At 73.7% G+C, this 16,835-nt stretch carries 15 protein-coding genes; 10 read left to right on the top strand and 5 right to left on the bottom strand.

Annotated elements, in window-relative coordinates; all coding sequences use genetic code 11:
* Positions 1 to 52 precede the first annotated feature (52 nt).
* The 3 genes from ACIPXM_RS29465 to ACIPXM_RS29455 are packed head-to-tail and all read left to right on the top strand — an operon-like array spanning position 53 to position 2,731.
* Positions 53 to 244, top strand: coding sequence for a hypothetical protein (locus tag ACIPXM_RS29465; RefSeq protein WP_401661906.1), 192 nt, complete (start codon positions 53 to 55; stop codon positions 242 to 244).
* A 1-nt stretch (position 245) separates the two neighbouring features.
* Entirely contained in the window at positions 246 to 2,447 is a 2,202-nt protein-coding gene (gene malQ / locus ACIPXM_RS29460; RefSeq protein ID WP_401661613.1) for a 4-alpha-glucanotransferase, read from the top strand.
* Between the two features lie 56 nt (positions 2,448 to 2,503).
* Positions 2,504 to 2,731, top strand: a complete 228-nt coding sequence (locus ACIPXM_RS29455; protein WP_401661611.1) for a hypothetical protein — start codon at positions 2,504 to 2,506, stop codon at positions 2,729 to 2,731.
* A gap of 135 nt (positions 2,732 to 2,866) precedes the next feature.
* Here ACIPXM_RS29455 and ACIPXM_RS29450 read toward each other — a convergent pair whose 3' ends face one another.
* Positions 2,867 to 3,364: a MarR family winged helix-turn-helix transcriptional regulator gene (locus ACIPXM_RS29450; RefSeq protein WP_401661608.1), complete on the bottom strand. Its 498-nt coding sequence runs from the start codon at positions 3,362 to 3,364 to the stop codon at positions 2,867 to 2,869.
* A gap of 156 nt (positions 3,365 to 3,520) precedes the next feature.
* Here ACIPXM_RS29450 and ACIPXM_RS29445 point away from each other — a divergent pair, with 156 nt between their 5' ends.
* The 5 genes from ACIPXM_RS29445 to ACIPXM_RS29425 all read left to right on the top strand — a co-directional run bounded on the left by ACIPXM_RS29445 (position 3,521) and on the right by ACIPXM_RS29425 (position 9,519).
* Entirely contained in the window at positions 3,521 to 4,498 is a 978-nt protein-coding gene (locus tag ACIPXM_RS29445) for an EamA family transporter (RefSeq protein ID WP_401661605.1), read from the top strand.
* 5 nt (positions 4,499 to 4,503) lie between these two features.
* Positions 4,504 to 5,496 carry a DMT family transporter gene (locus ACIPXM_RS29440; RefSeq protein ID WP_401661602.1) on the top strand — a complete coding sequence of 331 codons (993 nt, stop codon included), beginning with the start codon at positions 4,504 to 4,506 and terminating at the stop codon, positions 5,494 to 5,496.
* Between the two features lie 37 nt (positions 5,497 to 5,533).
* Positions 5,534 to 6,445 carry a LysR family transcriptional regulator gene (locus tag ACIPXM_RS29435; protein WP_401661599.1) on the top strand — a complete coding sequence of 304 codons (912 nt, stop codon included), beginning with the start codon at positions 5,534 to 5,536 and terminating at the stop codon, positions 6,443 to 6,445.
* A 100-nt stretch (positions 6,446 to 6,545) separates the two neighbouring features.
* Positions 6,546 to 7,688 (top strand): allantoicase, encoded by a 1,143-nt coding sequence (gene alc, locus ACIPXM_RS29430; protein ID WP_401661597.1) that lies wholly within the window; start codon positions 6,546 to 6,548, stop codon positions 7,686 to 7,688.
* Between the two features lie 103 nt (positions 7,689 to 7,791).
* Positions 7,792 to 9,519, top strand: a complete 1,728-nt coding sequence (locus ACIPXM_RS29425; protein ID WP_401661595.1) for an FG-GAP-like repeat-containing protein — start codon at positions 7,792 to 7,794, stop codon at positions 9,517 to 9,519.
* Between the two features lie 87 nt (positions 9,520 to 9,606).
* Here the strand turns inward: ACIPXM_RS29425 and pepN are convergent, their stop codons facing one another.
* From pepN to ACIPXM_RS29410, 3 genes are all read right to left on the bottom strand, one after another.
* On the bottom strand, positions 9,607 to 12,186 hold the full coding sequence (gene pepN / locus ACIPXM_RS29420; protein ID WP_401661592.1) for an aminopeptidase N: 2,580 nt from the start codon (positions 12,184 to 12,186) through the stop codon (positions 9,607 to 9,609).
* Positions 12,187 to 12,330: 144 nt separating this feature from the next.
* The gene (locus tag ACIPXM_RS29415) at positions 12,331 to 13,356 is read right to left on the bottom strand and encodes an aspartate-semialdehyde dehydrogenase (RefSeq protein ID WP_401661589.1); all 1,026 of its coding nucleotides are present in this window, start codon (positions 13,354 to 13,356) and stop codon (positions 12,331 to 12,333) included.
* A gap of 168 nt (positions 13,357 to 13,524) precedes the next feature.
* On the bottom strand, positions 13,525 to 14,076 hold the full coding sequence (locus ACIPXM_RS29410; protein ID WP_401661586.1) for a CGNR zinc finger domain-containing protein: 552 nt from the start codon (positions 14,074 to 14,076) through the stop codon (positions 13,525 to 13,527).
* A 137-nt stretch (positions 14,077 to 14,213) separates the two neighbouring features.
* Between ACIPXM_RS29410 and ACIPXM_RS29405 the strand changes: the two genes are divergently transcribed.
* The gene (locus tag ACIPXM_RS29405; RefSeq protein ID WP_401661584.1) at positions 14,214 to 14,681 is read left to right on the top strand and encodes an NUDIX hydrolase; all 468 of its coding nucleotides are present in this window, start codon (positions 14,214 to 14,216) and stop codon (positions 14,679 to 14,681) included.
* Positions 14,682 to 14,772: 91 nt separating this feature from the next.
* A complete protein-coding gene (locus ACIPXM_RS29400) occupies positions 14,773 to 15,990 on the top strand; it encodes a serine hydrolase domain-containing protein (protein WP_401661581.1) in 1,218 nt (405 codons plus the stop codon).
* A gap of 4 nt (positions 15,991 to 15,994) precedes the next feature.
* Here the strand turns inward: ACIPXM_RS29400 and ACIPXM_RS29395 are convergent, their stop codons facing one another.
* Positions 15,995 to 16,825: a hypothetical protein gene (locus tag ACIPXM_RS29395; RefSeq protein WP_401661579.1), complete on the bottom strand. Its 831-nt coding sequence runs from the start codon at positions 16,823 to 16,825 to the stop codon at positions 15,995 to 15,997.
* Between the last annotated feature and the right edge of the window lie 10 nt (positions 16,826 to 16,835).

The raw sequence follows: 16,835 nt of genomic DNA, 5'->3' as shown, positions 1-16,835 counted from the left end.
CTGCTGTCCCACTGCTGTCGTCTTATCTGACGAGACCGAACCGGGAGTTCCCGTGGCCGCGACCGACCAGCTCCGAGCACGGATACGGATCCCTCGGCAGGGCACCGCGCCGCTCACCAGCGAGCCGCCCCTTGCCGACACCGCACCCCTGACCAGCGAACCGCCGCTCATCGACGCGGCGCCCCTCACCAGCGAACCCACTGCCCGTGCCACCGCGGGCGGTTCGGAGTCCCCCGGAGTGTGACGTGACCCTGGCCCGTCTCGCCGCCCTGCACGGCGTCGCCACCGAGTACGCACCGTCCGAAGGCGTCACGGTCACGGTGCCCGAGACCACCGTGGTGGCGGCGCTGCGCGCCCTGGGCGTCGCGGCGGCCACCCCGGAGGCGGCCGCCGAATCCCTGGCGGCGGCGGACCGGGCCACGGCGGAACGGCTGTTGCCGCCGACGGTGGTGGTGTGGCGCGCGGCGGAGCGGCCTGCGCGGTCGGAGGCTCCGGCGGAGGCCGACGCGTGGGCGTTGCCCGCCGGGACCCGGCTCACCGTCGTCACCGAGACCGGCCGGACCGTCCCGCTCCAGGACCGGCGGGACCTGTACGACCAGGGCGGCCCGGAGGCCCCGGACGGTCCGGGTGCGGTGCCGCTCGGCGTGCACCGGCTCACCGCCGCCGCGCCCGACGGCCGCCGCACCACCAGCACCCTGATCGTCGCCCCCGAGCGGGTGCCGGTCCCCGGGGGCCGTGGCTTCGGACTCCTCGTCCAGCTCTACTCGCTGCTCTCCGCCCGCTCCTGGGGCATGGGCGACCTCGGCGACCTGCGGGAGCTCGCCGACTGGGCGGGCCGCACCCACGGCGCCGGATTCGTGCAGGTCAACCCGTTGCACGCGGGCGTGCCCGGAGCGCCGTCCGACCCGTCCCCGTACCGCCCCTCCTCGCGCCGCTTCCCCGACCCGGTCCATCTGCGGATCGAGGACGTGCCCGAGTGGGCGTACGTCGGCCAGGACCGCGCGGAGGCCGCCGAGGCCGTGGAGCGGGTCCTCGCCGACGCCGCCGAACTGCGCGAACAGGTCCTCGGCAAGGGCGCCCTGATCGACCGGGACGCGGTGTGGGAGGTCAAGCGGCGGGCCCTGGAGCTCGTGCACGGCGTCGAGCTCGGCCCGGGCCGCCGGGCCGACTACCGCGACTTCCTGGCCGAGCGCGGCCGGGCCCTGGAGGACCACGCCACCTACCAGGCGCTCGCCGAGCGGCACGGCCACCACTGGCGCCGCTGGCCCGCCGCCCTTCGCACCCCGGACGGGGCGGCGGAGGCGGTCAGGGCGGACGCGCAGCTCGCCGCCCGGGTCGACTTCCACTGCAGGCTCGCCTGGCTGACCGACCGCCAGCTCGCCGAGGCGGCCGCCACCGCCCGGCGGGCCGGCATGGCGGTCGGGATCGTCCACGACCTGGCGGTGGGCGTCCACCCGGACGGCTCCGACGCCTGGGCGCAGCAGGACGTCTTCGCCGCCGGGTTCTCGGTCGGCGCCCCGCCGGACGCCTTCAACGCCCGGGGCCAGGACTGGGGTCTGCCGCCCTGGCGCCCGGACGCGCTGGCCGCCGCGGGCTACGCCCCGTACCGGGGTCTGCTGCGCGAACTCCTGCGGCACGCGGGCGCGCTGCGGATCGACCATGTGATGGGCCTGTTCCGGCTGTGGTGGGTGCCGGAGGGCGCCGAGCCGACCCAGGGCACCTATGTGCGGCACGACGCCGAGGCGATGCTCGCGGTGCTCGTCCTGGAGGCGCACCGGGCGGGCGCCGCCGTGATCGGCGAGGACCTGGGCACGGTCGAGCCGGGGGTGCGGGAGGCGCTGGCCCGGCGCGGGGTGCTCGGCACCTCGGTGCTGTGGTTCGAGCGGGACTGGGCGGGCGGCGGGCGGCCGCTGGACCCGGGCCGGTGGCGGGCCGACTGCGTGGCCACCGCCACCACCCATGACCTGCCGTCCACCGCGGCCCGGCTGTCCGGCGCCCATGTGACGCTGCGCCACCGGCTCGGGCTGCTCGGCGGCGAGCTGGCGCGCGAGCGGGCGGCGGACGCCGCCGAGACCGGTGAGTGGCTCGGCCTGTTCCAGCGGCTCGGGCTGCTGCCGGAGGGTCCTGGCGAGGAGACGGCCGAGGTCCGGGCCGTGCACCGGTTCCTGACGGCCACCCCGGCCCGGCTCGTCGGGGTGTGGCTGCCGGACGCGGTGGGGGACCGGCGGCCGCAGAACCTGCCGGGCACCTGGGACGAGTACCCCAACTGGCGGCTGCCGATGGCCGACCCGGACGGGGTGCCGCTGCCGCTGGAGCGGATCACCGCCTCGCCCCGCGCCCACGACCTGCTGCGGACCCTCGCGGAGCGGCTGACGGAGGGGCTGACGGAGGGGCTGGCGGAGCGGCTGGACCAACGTGACCCGGCGGGCGGCGACGGGGGCGGATGAGCCCGTACGGCACCCCCGGGCGCGCGGCCCGTTCGGGTGTTCGCTACTTTTGCACCGTGGACAAGAAGAACGCCCTGCGCGCCGGCGCCGTCGCGGCCGGTACGACGCTGATGATGCTGCTCATGTCGTCCCCCGCGCTCGCGCTGACCCGCGACGACGGTGACGACCCGGCCCCCAAGCTGGAGGTCATCGAGACCCTCGGTCTGTTCGTGGCAGCCCCGCTGGTGCTGTTCCTGGTCATCGCCGGTCTGGTGATGGTCCTCGACAAGTCCAAGAAGGTCTGAACCCCTCCTCGTACCTGACGAGGGCGCCGCTCGGTCATCCGTACCGCGCGGCGCCTTCGCATGTCCTGACCCGGGGCCCGGGCGCCCGGGCCCCGCGCGGGTGACCTCCGCTCGGACGCTCGGACGCTCGGACGCTCAGACCGAGCTGGCGAGCAGCTTCCGCAGCAGAACGGCCAGCTGCTCGGCCTCCTCGGGGGTGAGCGCCGCCTCGACGGCCGCGTGCTGCTGGGCGAGCCCGGCACCGACGGCCCGGTCGACCAGCTCCCGGCCCTCGTCGGTGAGCGTGACCCGCAGTCCGCGCCGGTCGTTCGGATCGGGGCTGCGGGTGATCAGCCCGCCGCGCTCCAGCTTGTCGAGCCGCCCGGTCATCCCGCCGGTCGTGATCATCAGCGTGGCGGTCAGCTCGCGCGGTGAGAGGGTGTACGGCTCCCCGGACCGCCGCAGCGTCGCGAGCACGTCGAACTCCCCGAGCGACATCCCGCCGAACGGCGCGTACGCCTTGTCCACCTTGCCGCGCATCGCGTTGGCCAGCCGGTAGATCCGCCCGAAGACGGCCATCGGCAGGGTGTCCAGATCGGGTCTGACCGTGGCCCACTGGTCCGTGATGGCGTCGACCGCGTCGTGATTCTCCATGCCCCCAGTCTCCCTCTTCGGTGAGTGACTTTCAAGAAAGCCACTTGCAAGTAAGTAGCTTAGTGCTAAGTTAATTACCGCCAAGCAAGTCCGGCGGCCGGTCCACGGTCGTCCGGCCGCCGTCCGCCGCCCGTCGTCCGCAGGGGGAGTCCCGCCATGTCCCGCAAGGCCGCCACCATCGCCCTGACCGCCCTCGCCCCGATCTCCTGGGGCTCCACCTACTTCGTCACGACCGAGTTCCTGCCGCCCGACCGGCCGCTCTTCACCGGTCTGATGCGGGCCCTGCCGGCCGGCCTCGTGCTCCTCGCGCTGACCCGCAAGCTGCCCAGCGGGGCCTGGTGGTGGAAGGCCGCGGTGCTCGGCGCGCTCAACATCGGGGCCTTCTTCCCGCTGCTCTTCCTGGCCGCCTACCGGCTGCCCGGCGGCGTCGCCGCCGTCGTCGGCTCGGTCGGCCCGCTCTTCGTCGTCGGCCTCGCCGCCCTCCTGCTGGGGGACAAGCCGACCGTACGGAGCATGCTCACCGCGATCGCCGCCGCCTTCGGCGTCAGCCTCGTGGTGCTCAAGGCGGGCGCCGCGTTCGACACCGTCGGCGTGGTCGCCGGACTGCTCTCCTCGCTCTCGATGTCCGCGGGCACCGTCCTCACCAAGCGCTGGGGCCGCCCCGAGGGCGTCGGCGCCCTCGCCCTCACCGGCTGGCAGCTGGCCTCCGGCGGTCTGATCCTGCTGCCCGTCGCCCTCCTGGTCGAAGGCGCGCCGCCCGCGCTCACCGGCACCCACCTCGCGGGCTACGCCTACCTGGCCTTCGGCAACACCGCGATCTCCTACTTCCTCTGGTTCCGCGGCATCGAGCGGCTGAGCGCCTCCTCGGTCACCCTGCTCGGCCCGCTCTCGCCGATCACCGCCGCCGTCATCGGCTGGGCCGCGCTCGGCCAGGCGCTCGGCCCGGTGCAGCTGATCGGCATGACGGTGGCGTTCGGGGCGACCCTGTTCGGCCAGCTGAACCCGGTGCCGAAGCGGGCGAAGGAGACGAAGGTGGTCGCGACCGCCGCCCCGGTGAGCGGATCGTTCAGCTCTGCTGAAAAGAACGATCAGGAAGTTTCGATGGACCTGGACGGTCGGGCGGTGCGACGGTAGGCCGCATGACCCCCACCACCGCCCGCCACCCCACCGCCCCCACCCCTCCCGACGCTCCCGAGAGAACCGAACAGCCCACCACCGGACGGCCGGTGCCCGCGAGTCCGCTCGCCCGAGGCACCGGCCTCGGTGTGCTCCTGGCCCTGCTCGCCACCGTCGTCTGGTCCGGCAGCTTCGTCGCCACCCGCGACATGGCCGACTCGATCCCGCCCGTCCAGGCCGTGTTCTGGCGCTGGGTCATCGCCCTGCTCGCCGTCGCGCCGCTCGCCGCCCGCCCGTTCTGGCGCCAGCGGGCGCTGATCCGCCGCCACCTCGGCCATCTCGCCCTCGCTTCGCTGTTCGGCGTCACCCTCTACAACACCCTGGTCCACCAGGCCGGACTGACCACCTCCGCCGCCAACATGGGCATGATCATGGCCGCCTCGCCCGTCCTGATGGCGGTCTACGCCCGGCTCGGCGGCGAACGGCTCGGCGCCCGGCGACTCCTTGGCATGCTGATCGCGGTCTGCGGGGTGCTGCTCCTGGTCGGCAAGGGCTCGCTCGCCCTCGACCTCGCCCCCGGCGACCTGTGGATGTTCGCGGCGGCCCTGTCCTTCGCCTCGTACAGCGCGCTGCTCCGGCGCAGGCCCGCCGAGCTCGGCCAACTCGCCTTCCTGTTCACCACCTTCCTGCTCGGCACCCTGATGCTGGCCCCCGCCTACGCCGTCTCGCTCACCCTCCAGGGCGGCTTCCCGGCGACGCCCGGCACCGTCGGACCGCTGCTCTACGTCGGCGTCTGCTCCTCCGCCGTCGCCTTCTTCGCCTGGAACAAGGCGATCTCGCTGATCGGCGCCGCCCGCGCCGGAGTCGTCTACTACCTCCAGCCCGTCTGCGTCGCCCTGCTCTCGTACGCCCTGCTCGGCGAGCGCGTCGACGTCCTCGGCGGCGTCTGCATGGCCCTCATCCTCGGCGGCGTCGCCCTCGCCTCCGCCGCGCGTGCCCCCCGCGCACCCCGCTGAGCGCCCCCGTCCGGGCGCCTTCAGTAGATTGCGGCCCATGACCGAGTGGGACATCAAGAAGCTCCAGATCCTCCGCACCCTGCGCGACCGCGGCACCGTCACCGCGACCGCGGAGGCGCTGCTCATGACCCCCTCGGCCGTCTCCCAGCAGCTCTCCAACCTGGCCAGACAGCTCGGCGTGCAGCTCCTCGAGGCGCACGGACGGCGGGTCCGGCTCACCGACGCAGCCCATCTGGTGCTGCGGCACGCCGAGGCGGTGTTCGCGCAGCTGGAGCGGGCCGAGGCGGAGCTCGACGCCCATCTGCGCGGCGAGGCGGGGCGGGTGCGGGTCGCCGCGTTCTCCACCGCCGTGCCCGCGCTCGTCGTCCCCGCCGTCCAGGCGCTGCGCCCGGCCCACCCCGGGCTCGACGTCCGGGTCCGCGAGGCCGAGGCGGCGGAGGCGTACGAACTCCTCGGCGCGGGCGAGGTCGAGCTCGCCCTCTCGCTCGCCGCCCACGCGCCGACCGCCCGCGACCCCAAGTTCAGCCGGGTCCCGCTGCTCGCCGACCCGCTCGACGTCGCCCTGCCCGCCGGGCACCCGCTCGCCGACGCGCCGGGCCTGCGGCTCGCCGACCTGTCCGCCGAGGCATGGATCTTCGGCGGCTCCGGGCCCTGGTCCGAGATCACCACCGCCGCCTGCGAGGCTGCCGGGTTCGTGCCCGAACAGGCGCACAGCGCGGCCGGCTGGACCGCCATCCTCGCCATGGTCGAGGCCGGCATGGGCGTCGCCCTGGTGCCCCGGATGGCCGCCGCCGAACGCCGCCCCGGCGTCGCCATGCGGGTGCTCACCGCCGACCAGCCGCGCCGTCATGTGGTCGCGGCGGTACGGCGCGGGGCGGAGGAGGGCCCGGCCGTCGCCCGGGTCCTCGGCGCGCTGCGCCAGGCGGCGCTGCGACGCGAGACGGTCTGAGACGGCCCCCCGTATCCCGCCGGACCATTCAGGTCAGCTGAACAGACCTGTCGAAAACATTCGATGGACCTGGGGTCGTGGCGGCGGCACAGTCGATCCCATGAGCCTCGACCACGACACCGCCACCGCCGCCGAAGACCTCGACCCGCACGCCAACGACGCCGCCCCCTACTCCGGCGGCGACCCGTACGCCGACTACCGCTCCGGCGACTTCCCCTTCACCGAGCTCGTCGACCTCGCAGACCGCCGCCTCGGCGCCGGAGTGGTCGCCGCCAACGACGAGTTCTTCGCCGAGCGGGAGAACCTGCTGGTGCGCGAGGCGGCCGTGTTCGACCCCGAGCACTTCGGCCACAAGGGCAAGATCATGGACGGCTGGGAGACCCGCCGCCGCCGCGGCGCCGACGCCGAGCACCCCTTCCCGGCCCCCGAGGACCACGACTGGGCCATCGTCCGGCTCGGCGCGCCCGGCGTGATCCGCGGCATCGTCGTCGACACCGCCCACTTCCGCGGCAACTACCCGCAGCGCGTCAGCGTCCAGGCCACCGCCGTCGAGGGCACCCCCAGCCCGGCCGAACTCCTCGAAGCGAAGTGGGAGGAGCTGGTCCCGCCCACCCCGGTGCGCGGCCACGCCGCCAACGGCTTCCCCGTCGACGCCGAGCGCCGCTACACCCACGTACGGCTCTGCCAGCACCCCGACGGCGGCGTCGCCCGGCTCCGGGTGCACGGCGAGGTCGTCCCCGACCCCGAGTGGCTCGACGTGCTCGGCGGCCTCGACCTCGTCGCCGTCGTGAACGGCGGCGTGTACGAGGACGCCTCCGACCGCTTCTACTCCTCGCCCACCCAGATCATCCTGCCCGGCACCTCCCGCAAGATGGACGACGGCTGGGAGAACCGCCGCCGCCGGGTGCGCGGCACCAACGACTGGGTGCGCTTCCGGCTCGCCGCCCAGGGCGCGGTCCGCGCGGTCGAGATCGACACCGCCTACCTCAAGGGCAACTCGGCGGGCTGGATCGCCCTCCAGGGCCGCAACGGCGAGACGGGCGAGTGGTTCGAGATCATCCCCCGCACCCGCCTCCAGCCCGACACCCTGCACCGCTTCCGGCTCCCCGCCACCGCGATCGTCACCCACGTCCGGCTCGACGCCTTCCCGGACGGCGGCGTCGCCCGGATGCGCCTGCACGGCAACCTCACCGACGACGGCGCCGCCGAACTCCGCGCCCGCTACGCCCGACTGACCGACTGACCGACTGACCGGCCGACTGACGTGGGTGGCCGGCTGACGTGCGGGCCGGCCACCCACGGGCCTTCTGACAGGTGCACGAAAAGGATGATTAGTCTCTCGTCCCGTGAGACTTTTCCAGAGACTTTTCCCGAGGGCGCTCGCCACCCTCCTCCTGCTGGCCTCCGCGGTCCTCACGACCGCGGGGCCGGCCGCCGCCGAGGACGTGGTCGAACCCGCCTCCGCGCCGCCGGTCCGCGTCATCTCGTACAACGTCTGCGGCGCCTCCACCTGTCAGAGCGCCCTCGACCTGCCGGCCTGGACCGCCAAGGTCAAGGAACAGACCCTCGCCTGGGACGCGGACGCCCTGATGCTCCAGGAACTCTGCTACACCCAGTGGACCTCGCTGCGCACCGCCCTGGCCGACGCCGGGTACACCGCCGTCTGGGGCTTCGCCACGAAGACCGGCGGCTGCGCCCACTGGGGCGGCACCGACAACGGCTTCGGCCTCGGCGTCTTCGTCAAGGCGTCCGCGGTCGACCGCTACACGGCCAACCTGACCACCCCGGGCCCCGAGCCGCGCCCGATGCTCTGCGCCCGCGGCCCGGTCGACGGCCGGACCACGCTGATCTGCAACGTCCACCTCGACCGGAAGATCACCCCCGACAACGGCTCCGCCGAGGCCCTGGCCCACGCGGACACCTGGGCGGCCGGACTCCCGGTGATCCTCGGCGGCGACTTCAACGCCGGTACGGAACCGGTGTACGACCCCATGCTCGACCCGGTCCGCCGGGGCCTGCCCGGCACCGGCCCGTTCGTCGAGGCCGACGAGAACGACGCCGACTTCTTCACCCAGGAATGCGCGGACGGCGGCGCCACCGCCTGCCACTCGGGCGAGCCCACCGTCGCCTCCGGCAAGAAGTTCGACCATGTCTTCCTCACCGCCCGTGACTTCCGCGCGGGCACGGTCCGCGCCGACGCCCTCGAACCCGAGCCCGCCCCGGCCGCCCCGCTCTCCGACCACAAGCTGCTGCGCGCCGCCGCCCAGCCCGTGCTCACGCCCGGCGACCTCACCGGTGACGGCCGCCCCGACCTCCTCGCCGTGAAGGACGACGGCGACCTCCGGCTCTACCCGGGCACCGGCGGCGGATCCCTCGGCGCGATGCGCCGGATCGGCACCGGCGTGACCGGCGCCGCCGTCAGCCACCGCGGCGACTGGACCGGCGACGGCCGCGAGGACGTCATCGCCCGGATCGGCGACGACCTGTGGGTCTACCCGAACACCGGCGGCGGCGAGCTCGGCGCCCGGCTCCCGATGGGCGGCCGCCCCACCGGCTGGTCGAACGGCGGCGCCCTCCCGCTGGCCGCCGGGGACGTCGACGGCGACAAGCTGCCCGACGTCCTGGCCCGCAGCACCACCGGCCTGTGGCTGCACCGCGGCGGCCCGGCCGTCGACGGCCGCCCCACCTTCGCCGCGAAGGCCGCCGTCAGGATCGGCGGACCCGAATGGGCCGGGTACGACGTGATCCTGCCCGGCGACGTCGACGGCGACGGCAAGGCCGACGTCTGGGCCCGCGACCGGAGCACCGGCGAGATCCGGCCGTACCTGAGCCAGGGCGCCGCCCAGCTCGCCGCCGCGCCCGCCGCGCTCACCGGCGGCCCCTGGAACGTCGCCGACCGGCGCCTGGCCGTCGCGGCGGGCGATGTGACCGGGGACGGCCTGCCGGACCTGTGGACCACCCGTACCGTCGGCACCGCCGAGAACCTGGAGCTGCTGCCGGGCACCGCGACCGGCCTCGGCGCCCCGGCGACCGTCGGCACCGGCGGCTGGCAGTGGCTCACCCACCTCGGCTGACCCGCTGACCCGCCGACCCGCCGCCCCCGCGGCAGCGCGAAGGGCCCCGGACGGCGAACCGTCCGGGGCCCCTCACCATTCAGCAGGTCAGACGGCCGCGGCCGCGTCCGCCGCCCGCGCCTTCAGGGCGCGCTCGACGCCCGCGCGGGACTCCGTCACCATGCGGCGCAGCGCCGGGGACGGGTCGGCCGCCGTGAGCCACGCGTCGGTGGCGTCCAGGGTGGCCTGCGAGACCTGGAGGGTCGGGTAGAGGCCCACCACGATCTGCTGCACGATCTCGTGGCTGCGGGTCTCCGAGACACCCTTGATCGCCGCGAAGTAGCGCTCGGTGTACGGCGCGATCAGCTCACGCTGGTCGGCCTGCACGAAGCCCACGATCACGGCCTCCTGCACGGCGTTCGCCAGCGTGTCGCCCTCGACGACCGTCGCCCACGCCTCGGCCTTCGCGGCCTCGGTCGGCCGCGCGGCGCGGGCCGTGGCCGCGTGCCGCTCGCCCGCCGCCGTCGCGTCCCGGGTCAGCTCCGCCGCGATCTCCGGCTCGTCGAACCGGCCGGTCGCCGCGAGGCGCTGCACGAACGCCCAGCGCAGCTCGGCGTCGACGGCCAGACCGTCGATCACCTCGGAGCCGTCCAGGAGCGCGGCCAGCACATCGAGCTCGGCCGCCTCGCGCGCGGTCGCCGAGAACGCCCGCGCCCACGCCAGCTGGTGGTCGCCGCCCGGCGCCGCCGCCCGCAGCTGGGCCTGCGCGAACGCGCCCCAGCGGGCCTGGCCCTCGGCACGCCACTCCGGCGCCGCGTACAGCTCCAGGGCGGCCTTGACCTGGCCCTGCAGCGACTGCACCACGCCGATGTCGGACTCCTTGGTGATGCCGGAGAGCACCAGGTCCAGGTAGTCGCGGGTGGCCAGCTCGCCGTCGCGGGTCATGTCCCAGGCCGAGGCCCAGCACAGCGCGCGCGGCAGCGACTCGGCGAAGTCACCGAGGTGCGCGGTCACGTTCCGCAGCGACACCTCGTCCAGGCGGACCTTCGCGTACGACAGGTCGTCGTCGTTCAGGAGCACCACGGCCGGGCGCTGCTTGCCCACCAGCTGCGGCACCTCGGTGCGCCCGGCGGCCTCGATGTCCAGCTCCAGGCGCTCGCCGCGGACCAGCTTGCCGTCCGCGTCGAGGTCGTAGAAGCCGATCGCGATCCGGTGCGGACGCAGCACGGCCTCGCCCTTGGCGCCGGCCGGGAGCGCCGGGGCCTCCTGGCGGACGGTGAAGGCGGTGATCGAGCCGTTCTCGTCGGTCTCGATCTCGGGCCGCAGGATGTTGATGCCCGCGGTCTCCAGCCACGCCTTCGACCATGCCTTCAGGTCGCGCCCGGAGGTCTCCTCCAGGGCGCCGAGCAGGTCGGCGAGGCGGGTGTTGCCGAACGCGTGGCGCTTGAAGTACGCCTGCACGCCGTTGAAGAACTCGTCCTGGCCGACGTAGGCGACGAGCTGCTTCAGGACCGAGGCGCCCTTGGCGTAGGTGATGCCGTCGAAGTTGACGAGCACGTCCTCGAGATCGTTGATCTCGGCCATGATCGGGTGGGTCGACGGCAGCTGGTCCTGGCGGTAGGCCCAGGTCTTCTCCGCGTTGGCGAAGGTCGTCCAGGCGTTGGGCCAGCGGGTGCCCTCGACGGACGCCTGGCAGGCGACCGAGGTGAAGGTGGCGAACGACTCGTTCAGCCACAGGTCGTTCCACCACTCCATGGTGACGAGGTCGCCGAACCACATGTGGGCGAGCTCGTGCAGGATGGTCTCGGCGCGCCGCTCGTAGGCGGCGTCGGTGACCTTGGAGCGGAAGACGTACTGGTCACGGATGGTCACCGCGCCCGCGTTCTCCATCGCGCCCGCGTTGAACTCCGGCACGAAGAGCTGGTCGTACTTCGCGAACGGGTAGTCGTACGCGAACTTCTCCTGGAACCAGCCGAAGCCCTGCCGGGTCACGTCGAAGATGTGCTCCGCGTCGAGGTGCTCCGCGAGCGACGGGCGGCAGTAGATGCCGAGCGGGACGACCTGGCCGTCCTTGCCCTCGTACGTCGAGTGCACCGCGTGGTACGGGCCGACGATCAGGGCGGTGATGTACGAGGAGATCCGCGGCGTCGGCTCGAACGCCCAGACGCCGTCCTTGGGCTCCGGGGTCGGCGAGTTGGAGATCACGCTCCAGCCCTCGGGCGCCTTCACGGTGAACTGGAAGGTGGCCTTCAGGTCGGGCTGCTCGAAGGAGGCGAAGACGCGGCGGGCGTCCGGCACCTCGAACTGGGTGTAGAGGTACGCCTGCCCGTCGACCGGGTCGACGAAGCGGTGCAGGCCCTCGCCCGTGTTGGTGTAGGCGCAGTCCGCGACGACCTTCAGTTCGTTCTGGCCCTCCTTGAGGTGCGGCAGCGCGATCCGGGAGTCCCGGAACACGGCGGCCACGTCGAGGGCGTGCCCGTTGAGCACCGCCTCGTGCACGGCGGGGGCGACGAGATCGATGAAGGTCCCGGCCCCGGCCTCGGCGGAATCGAAGCGGACGGTGGTGACGGACCGGTAGGTGCCGCCCTCCTGCGCACCGGTGAGGTCCAGTTCGACCTCGTACGCGTCCACGGACAGCAGCTTCGCCCGCCGCTGTGCCTCTTCACGGGTCAGGTTCGTACCAGGCACCCGGTCAACTCCTCGGTTTCGTGACGTTTGGGCCATCCTTCCACGGGGCGTGTCGGCGGCGCACGGCACATTTCCCAGGGCGAACAAGCGAAAGGGCGGCCTCCCGGAAACGGAAGGCCGCCCTCGGCGCGTACGGGACGGGTGTCAGCCCCGCTGCCCGGCCAGCTCGGCCGCGACCAGCTCCGCGATCTGCACGGCGTTCAGGGCCGCGCCCTTGCGCAGGTTGTCGTTGGAGAGGAACAGCGCGAGGCCGTTCTCGACGGTCTCGTCGACCCGGATCCGGCCCACGTACGAGGCGTCCTTGCCGGCCGCCTGCAGCGGGGTCGGGATCTCGGACAGCTCGACGCCCTCGGCGTCCTTCAGCAGCTCGTAGGCGCGCTCGACGCTGATCGGGCGGTCGAAGCGGGCGTTGACCTGCAGCGAGTGGCCGGAGAAGACCGGGACGCGGACGCAGGTGCCGGACACCTTGAGCTCCGGGATCTCCAGGATCTTGCGGGACTCGTTGCGGAGCTTCTGCTCCTCGTCGGTCTCGAAGGTGCCGTCGTCGACGATCGAACCGGCGAGCGGGACGACGTTGAAGGCGATCGGGCGCTTGTAGACGCCGGGCTCGGGGAACTCGACGGCGTCGCCGTCGAACGCCAGCTGGTCGGCCTTCTCGGCCACCGCGCACGCCTGGGTGCGCAGCTCGGCGACGCCCGCGACGCCCGAACCGGAGACGGCCTGGTAGGTGGTGGCGATGAGCGCGGTGAGCCCGGCCTCCTGGTGGAGCGGCTTCAGCACCGGCATGGCGGCCATGGTGGTGCAGTTCGGGTTGGCGATGATGCCCTTGGGGCGGTCCTTGATCGCGTGCGGGTTGACCTCGGACACCACGAGCGGGACCTCGGGGTCACGGCGCCAGGCGGAGGAGTTGTCGATCACGACGGCGCCCTGCGAGGCGACCTTCTCGGCGAGCGCCTTGGAGGTGGTGCCACCGGCCGAGAACAGCACGATGTCGAGCCCGGTGTAGTCGGCGGTCGACGCGTCCTCGACGGTGACGTCGTCGAGCACGGTGCCCGCGGAGCGGGCGGAGGCGAACAGCCGCAGCTCGTCCACCGGGAAGTTCCGCTCGGCCAGGATCTTCCGCATGACTGTGCCGACCTGACCGGTGGCTCCGACGATTCCGACCTTCACGTGGACTCCTCCGAGAGTGTGTGCGGGTGCTGCCTGTGCTCCATCATGCGAGGTTAGGGGCCTGCCGTGTCCAATCCGTATCTCTCCTTGAGAGCGTCGGAGCGCACGGTGACGGCCCCGCGACGGCCCGCGATGGGCGGCGACGGGGGCTGTGCGAAGCGGTGGAGGTCAGCGTTCCCTGGTACGGGCGTAGTGCCGGGACGCCTTGGCGCGGTTGCCGCACAGGGCCATCGAGCACCAGCGGCGGGTGCCGTTGCGCGAGGTGTCGAAGAAATGCAGGAGGCACGCCTCGTGGGCGCAGGCCCTGATCCGGTCGGGGGCGGTGCGCAGCAGGTCCAGATGGTCCCGCGCGGCGCTCCAGCCGGGCCCCCAGGCCAGGTCGGCGAACTCGGACACCTCGCCGGGGCCCGCAGGGGTGAGGGTGGCCCGGATCCGCCCGTGCCCGAGCACCGCGTCCACCCGGGCGGCGCCCGCCGGGTCGCCGGGCGCGTCGACGAGCGCGGCGAGCGCGTCGCGGGCGGTGAGGGTGTGCCGCAGGGTCGCCGGGTCGGCGGCGAACCGGTCGTCGAGCCCGGTGGAGGCGAGCCAGACGGCGAGTCCTCCGGTGTCGGTGAGCAGGTCCTGGAGCTCGCCGTCCGCCCGCCACCGGGTGTTGAGCAGGTCGAGCGAGACGGGCTCGCCGATGAGCGGCCGGGGGTCGACGGCGGTCGCGACGGTCATGGCGGGCGGCCTCTCTCTCGGACCGGAGGTCTAACCCTTGAAGTGTACGTGAGAGGTTGTCCGGCCTGCTGCTGCCTGCGGTCCTGGGCCGCCCACGAGTTCCGGACAGGGCTGAGACCACGGCCTAACCTCGGTCCATGAAGACCGAGTTGCGGGTGGCGGCCTACGCCGTATGTGTCCGGGACGAGCGCATACTGCTCGCCCGCTGGGTCGCAAGGGACGGGGCGAAGCGGTGGACGCTGCCCGGCGGCGGGATGGATCACGGCGAGGAGCCGGTCGAGACCGTCGTACGGGAGGTCGAGGAGGAGACCGGGTACCGCGCCGAGCCCGTCGCGCTGCTCGGCATCGACTCCATCCGGCGCTCGTGGCTGCGCCGGCTGGGCGGGCCCGGGGACTTCCAGGGGCTGCGGATCCTGTACGAGGCACGGGTCGTCGGCGGTGAGCTGCGCAACGAGACCGGGGGGTCGACCGACCTCGCGGCCTGGCATCCGCTGGACGCCGTGACCGCGCTCGACCGGGTCGAGCTCGTCGACATCGGGCTCCAGCTGTGGCGGGACCGGCCGCCGTTGGGCCGTTCGTCGCTCACCGATCCGGCGAACGGCTGAAAACGGCTCAACCGTCGTGGGGCCGCTCAACCCGTCGGGCGCCACTCGCGGTCCCCTCCCGTGACCGCAGCAAACGATCAGGGGAGTACGCATGTCAGCCGCACCCGCCCGAACCGTCCGCACCCGGCGCACCCGCCGTACCGTCGTCGCCGCCACCGCGCTCGTCGCGGCCCTCGCCGTCGCCGTCACCCCGGCCGTCGCCGCCACCGCCACCGCGGCCCCCACCGCCGCACGCCCGCACGCCGCCACCCAGCAGGCCCTCGACGCGGCCGTCGCCGCCGGTGTCCCCGGGGCCGTCGCCCAGGCCCGCGACGGCAAGCGGAGCTGGACCGGCACCGCGGGCGAGCGCGGCGGGCAGGACCGGTTCCGGGTCGGCTCCATCACCAAGACCTTCACGGCCACCGTCCTGCTCCAGCTCCAGGCCGAGGGCCGGATCGACCTCGACGACCCGGTCGAGAAGTACCTGCCGGGCGTCGTCCGGGGCCACGGCCACGACGGCCGCGCGATCACCGTCCGCCAGCTCCTCAACCACACCAGCGGCATCTACAGCTACACCTCCGATCCCTCCTTCCAGGAGCGGGTGTTCGGCCCGGGCTTCCTCCAGCACCGCTACGACACCTGGACCTCGCGCGACCTGGTCGCCGTCGCCATGGCCCACGAGCCCGACTTCGCCCCCGGCACCTCCTGGAACTACTCGAACACCAACTTCGTGCTCGCCGGCATGGTCATCGAGAAGGTCACCGGACGCCCCTACGCCAAGGCGGTCGAGAACCGGATCCTCAAGCCGCTCGGGCTGCGCGCCACCAGCGTCCCCGGCACCCGGCCGACGATGCCGCGCCCGCACTCGCCCGCGTACTCCAAGCTCTCCCGCGAGACGACCGACGGTCCCTCCTACGACGTCACCGAGCTCAACCCCAGCATCGCGGGGGCGGCGGGCGAGATGATCTCCGACGCCAACGATCTGCAGACCTTCTACCGCGCCCTGCTCAAGGGCCGGCTGCTGCCGGCCGAGGAGATGCGGGAGATGACGGACACCGTCGCCGTCACGCCGGAACTCGGTTACGGGCTCGGGCTGATGCGGCAGAAGCTGAGCTGCGGCAAGGAGGTCTGGGGGCACGGCGGCGGCATCCACGGGTCCAACTCCGAGGCCCAGGCCACCCGGGACGGTGCGCACACCTTCGCCGCCAACGTCAACGCCGACTGGACGGGCGGCACCCAGTCCCTGATCGAGGCGGAGTTCTGCGGTACGGCTCCGAAGGCCGCCGCGAAGTCGGCTCCGGGGGGCGCGGCGCGGCTCGCCGCGCGCTGACGCGTCAGCGGGGCAGGACGACGACGTAGGCGGCCGGCTGCCGGTCCCCGGCCGCCATCAGGGCCGTACGGACCACGGTCGCCTGCTGGTCCATCGACTCGCGCAGCTTGCGCGGGGTGAGGTGCACGACCGTGATGCCGAGCCGCTCCAGGTGCTCGCGCTTGCGCGTGTACTCCGTCCACAGCGCGTCGTCGTCCTGCCGCGGCGCCCGGGTGTCCAGCTCGACCGCGACCGACTGGTCCGGCCAGAAGGCGTCGACGCCGCCCAGGTGCGGGCCGCCCGGGAGCCGCAGGTCCACGTTCCACAGCGGGTCCGGCAGCGCGAACTCGCGCACCATCGCGTACAGCCGGTCCTCGGCGATGGACCGGCCCTCGGCGAGCAGCGAGTCCACCGCGTCCACCACGTGCGGCCGGGTGAGCAGCCGGGCCCGGTTCAACTCCCGTACCACCGCGCCCGGTTCGCAGTGACCGCCGCTGACCGCCTCGGTGAGCAGGCGGCGGACCACGCCCGCGTCGTCGAGCGCGGAGACGGCGTCGGCGAGCGCCCGGGGGACCGGGGCGACCGGCAGCGCGTCGATCTCGACCGGGTGCGGCGGCTCGACCGCCCGCACCACCCGGATCTGGTGGGTGGAGCGCAGCCGCCGGGTGCGCGCCACCAGGACGTCGATCCGCTCGATCATCCCGGGCGGCGGGGCGGCGGCGAACCGGTAGAGGGAGAGCGCGGCGAGCCCGGTGATCATCGCCTCGGTGCGGGCGTAGCGGATGGCCTCCTGGAACCGGTCGAAGCCGGTGCGGGGGAGGGGGGAGAGCGGAGCGTCGGGGGTGTTGTGGTTCATGCCGACGGTC

This window comes from Streptomyces sp. NPDC090025, from assembly GCF_044748125.1.
Classification (GTDB): Bacteria; Actinomycetota; Actinomycetes; order Streptomycetales; family Streptomycetaceae; genus Streptomyces.
This window is presented reverse-complemented; position numbering and strand designations above follow the sequence as displayed.

Bases quoted from the DNA above. Each gene is read 5' to 3' on its own strand.
- ACIPXM_RS29450 (WP_401661608.1), bottom strand. From the start codon at position 3,364: ATGGAGAATCACGACGCGGTCGACGCCATCACGGACCAGTGGGCCACG.
- ACIPXM_RS29445 (WP_401661605.1), top strand. From the start codon at position 3,521: ATGTCCCGCAAGGCCGCCACCATCGCCCTGACCGCCCTCGCCCCGATC.
- ACIPXM_RS29440 (WP_401661602.1), top strand. From the start codon at position 4,504: ATGACCCCCACCACCGCCCGCCACCCCACCGCCCCCACCCCTCCCGAC.
- ACIPXM_RS29435 (WP_401661599.1), top strand. From the start codon at position 5,534: ATGACCGAGTGGGACATCAAGAAGCTCCAGATCCTCCGCACCCTGCGC.
- alc (WP_401661597.1), top strand. From the start codon at position 6,546: ATGAGCCTCGACCACGACACCGCCACCGCCGCCGAAGACCTCGACCCG.
- ACIPXM_RS29410 (WP_401661586.1), bottom strand. From the start codon at position 14,076: ATGACCGTCGCGACCGCCGTCGACCCCCGGCCGCTCATCGGCGAGCCC.
- ACIPXM_RS29405 (WP_401661584.1), top strand. From the start codon at position 14,214: ATGAAGACCGAGTTGCGGGTGGCGGCCTACGCCGTATGTGTCCGGGAC.
- ACIPXM_RS29400 (WP_401661581.1), top strand. From the start codon at position 14,773: ATGTCAGCCGCACCCGCCCGAACCGTCCGCACCCGGCGCACCCGCCGT.
- ACIPXM_RS29395 (WP_401661579.1), bottom strand. From the start codon at position 16,825: ATGAACCACAACACCCCCGACGCTCCGCTCTCCCCCCTCCCCCGCACC.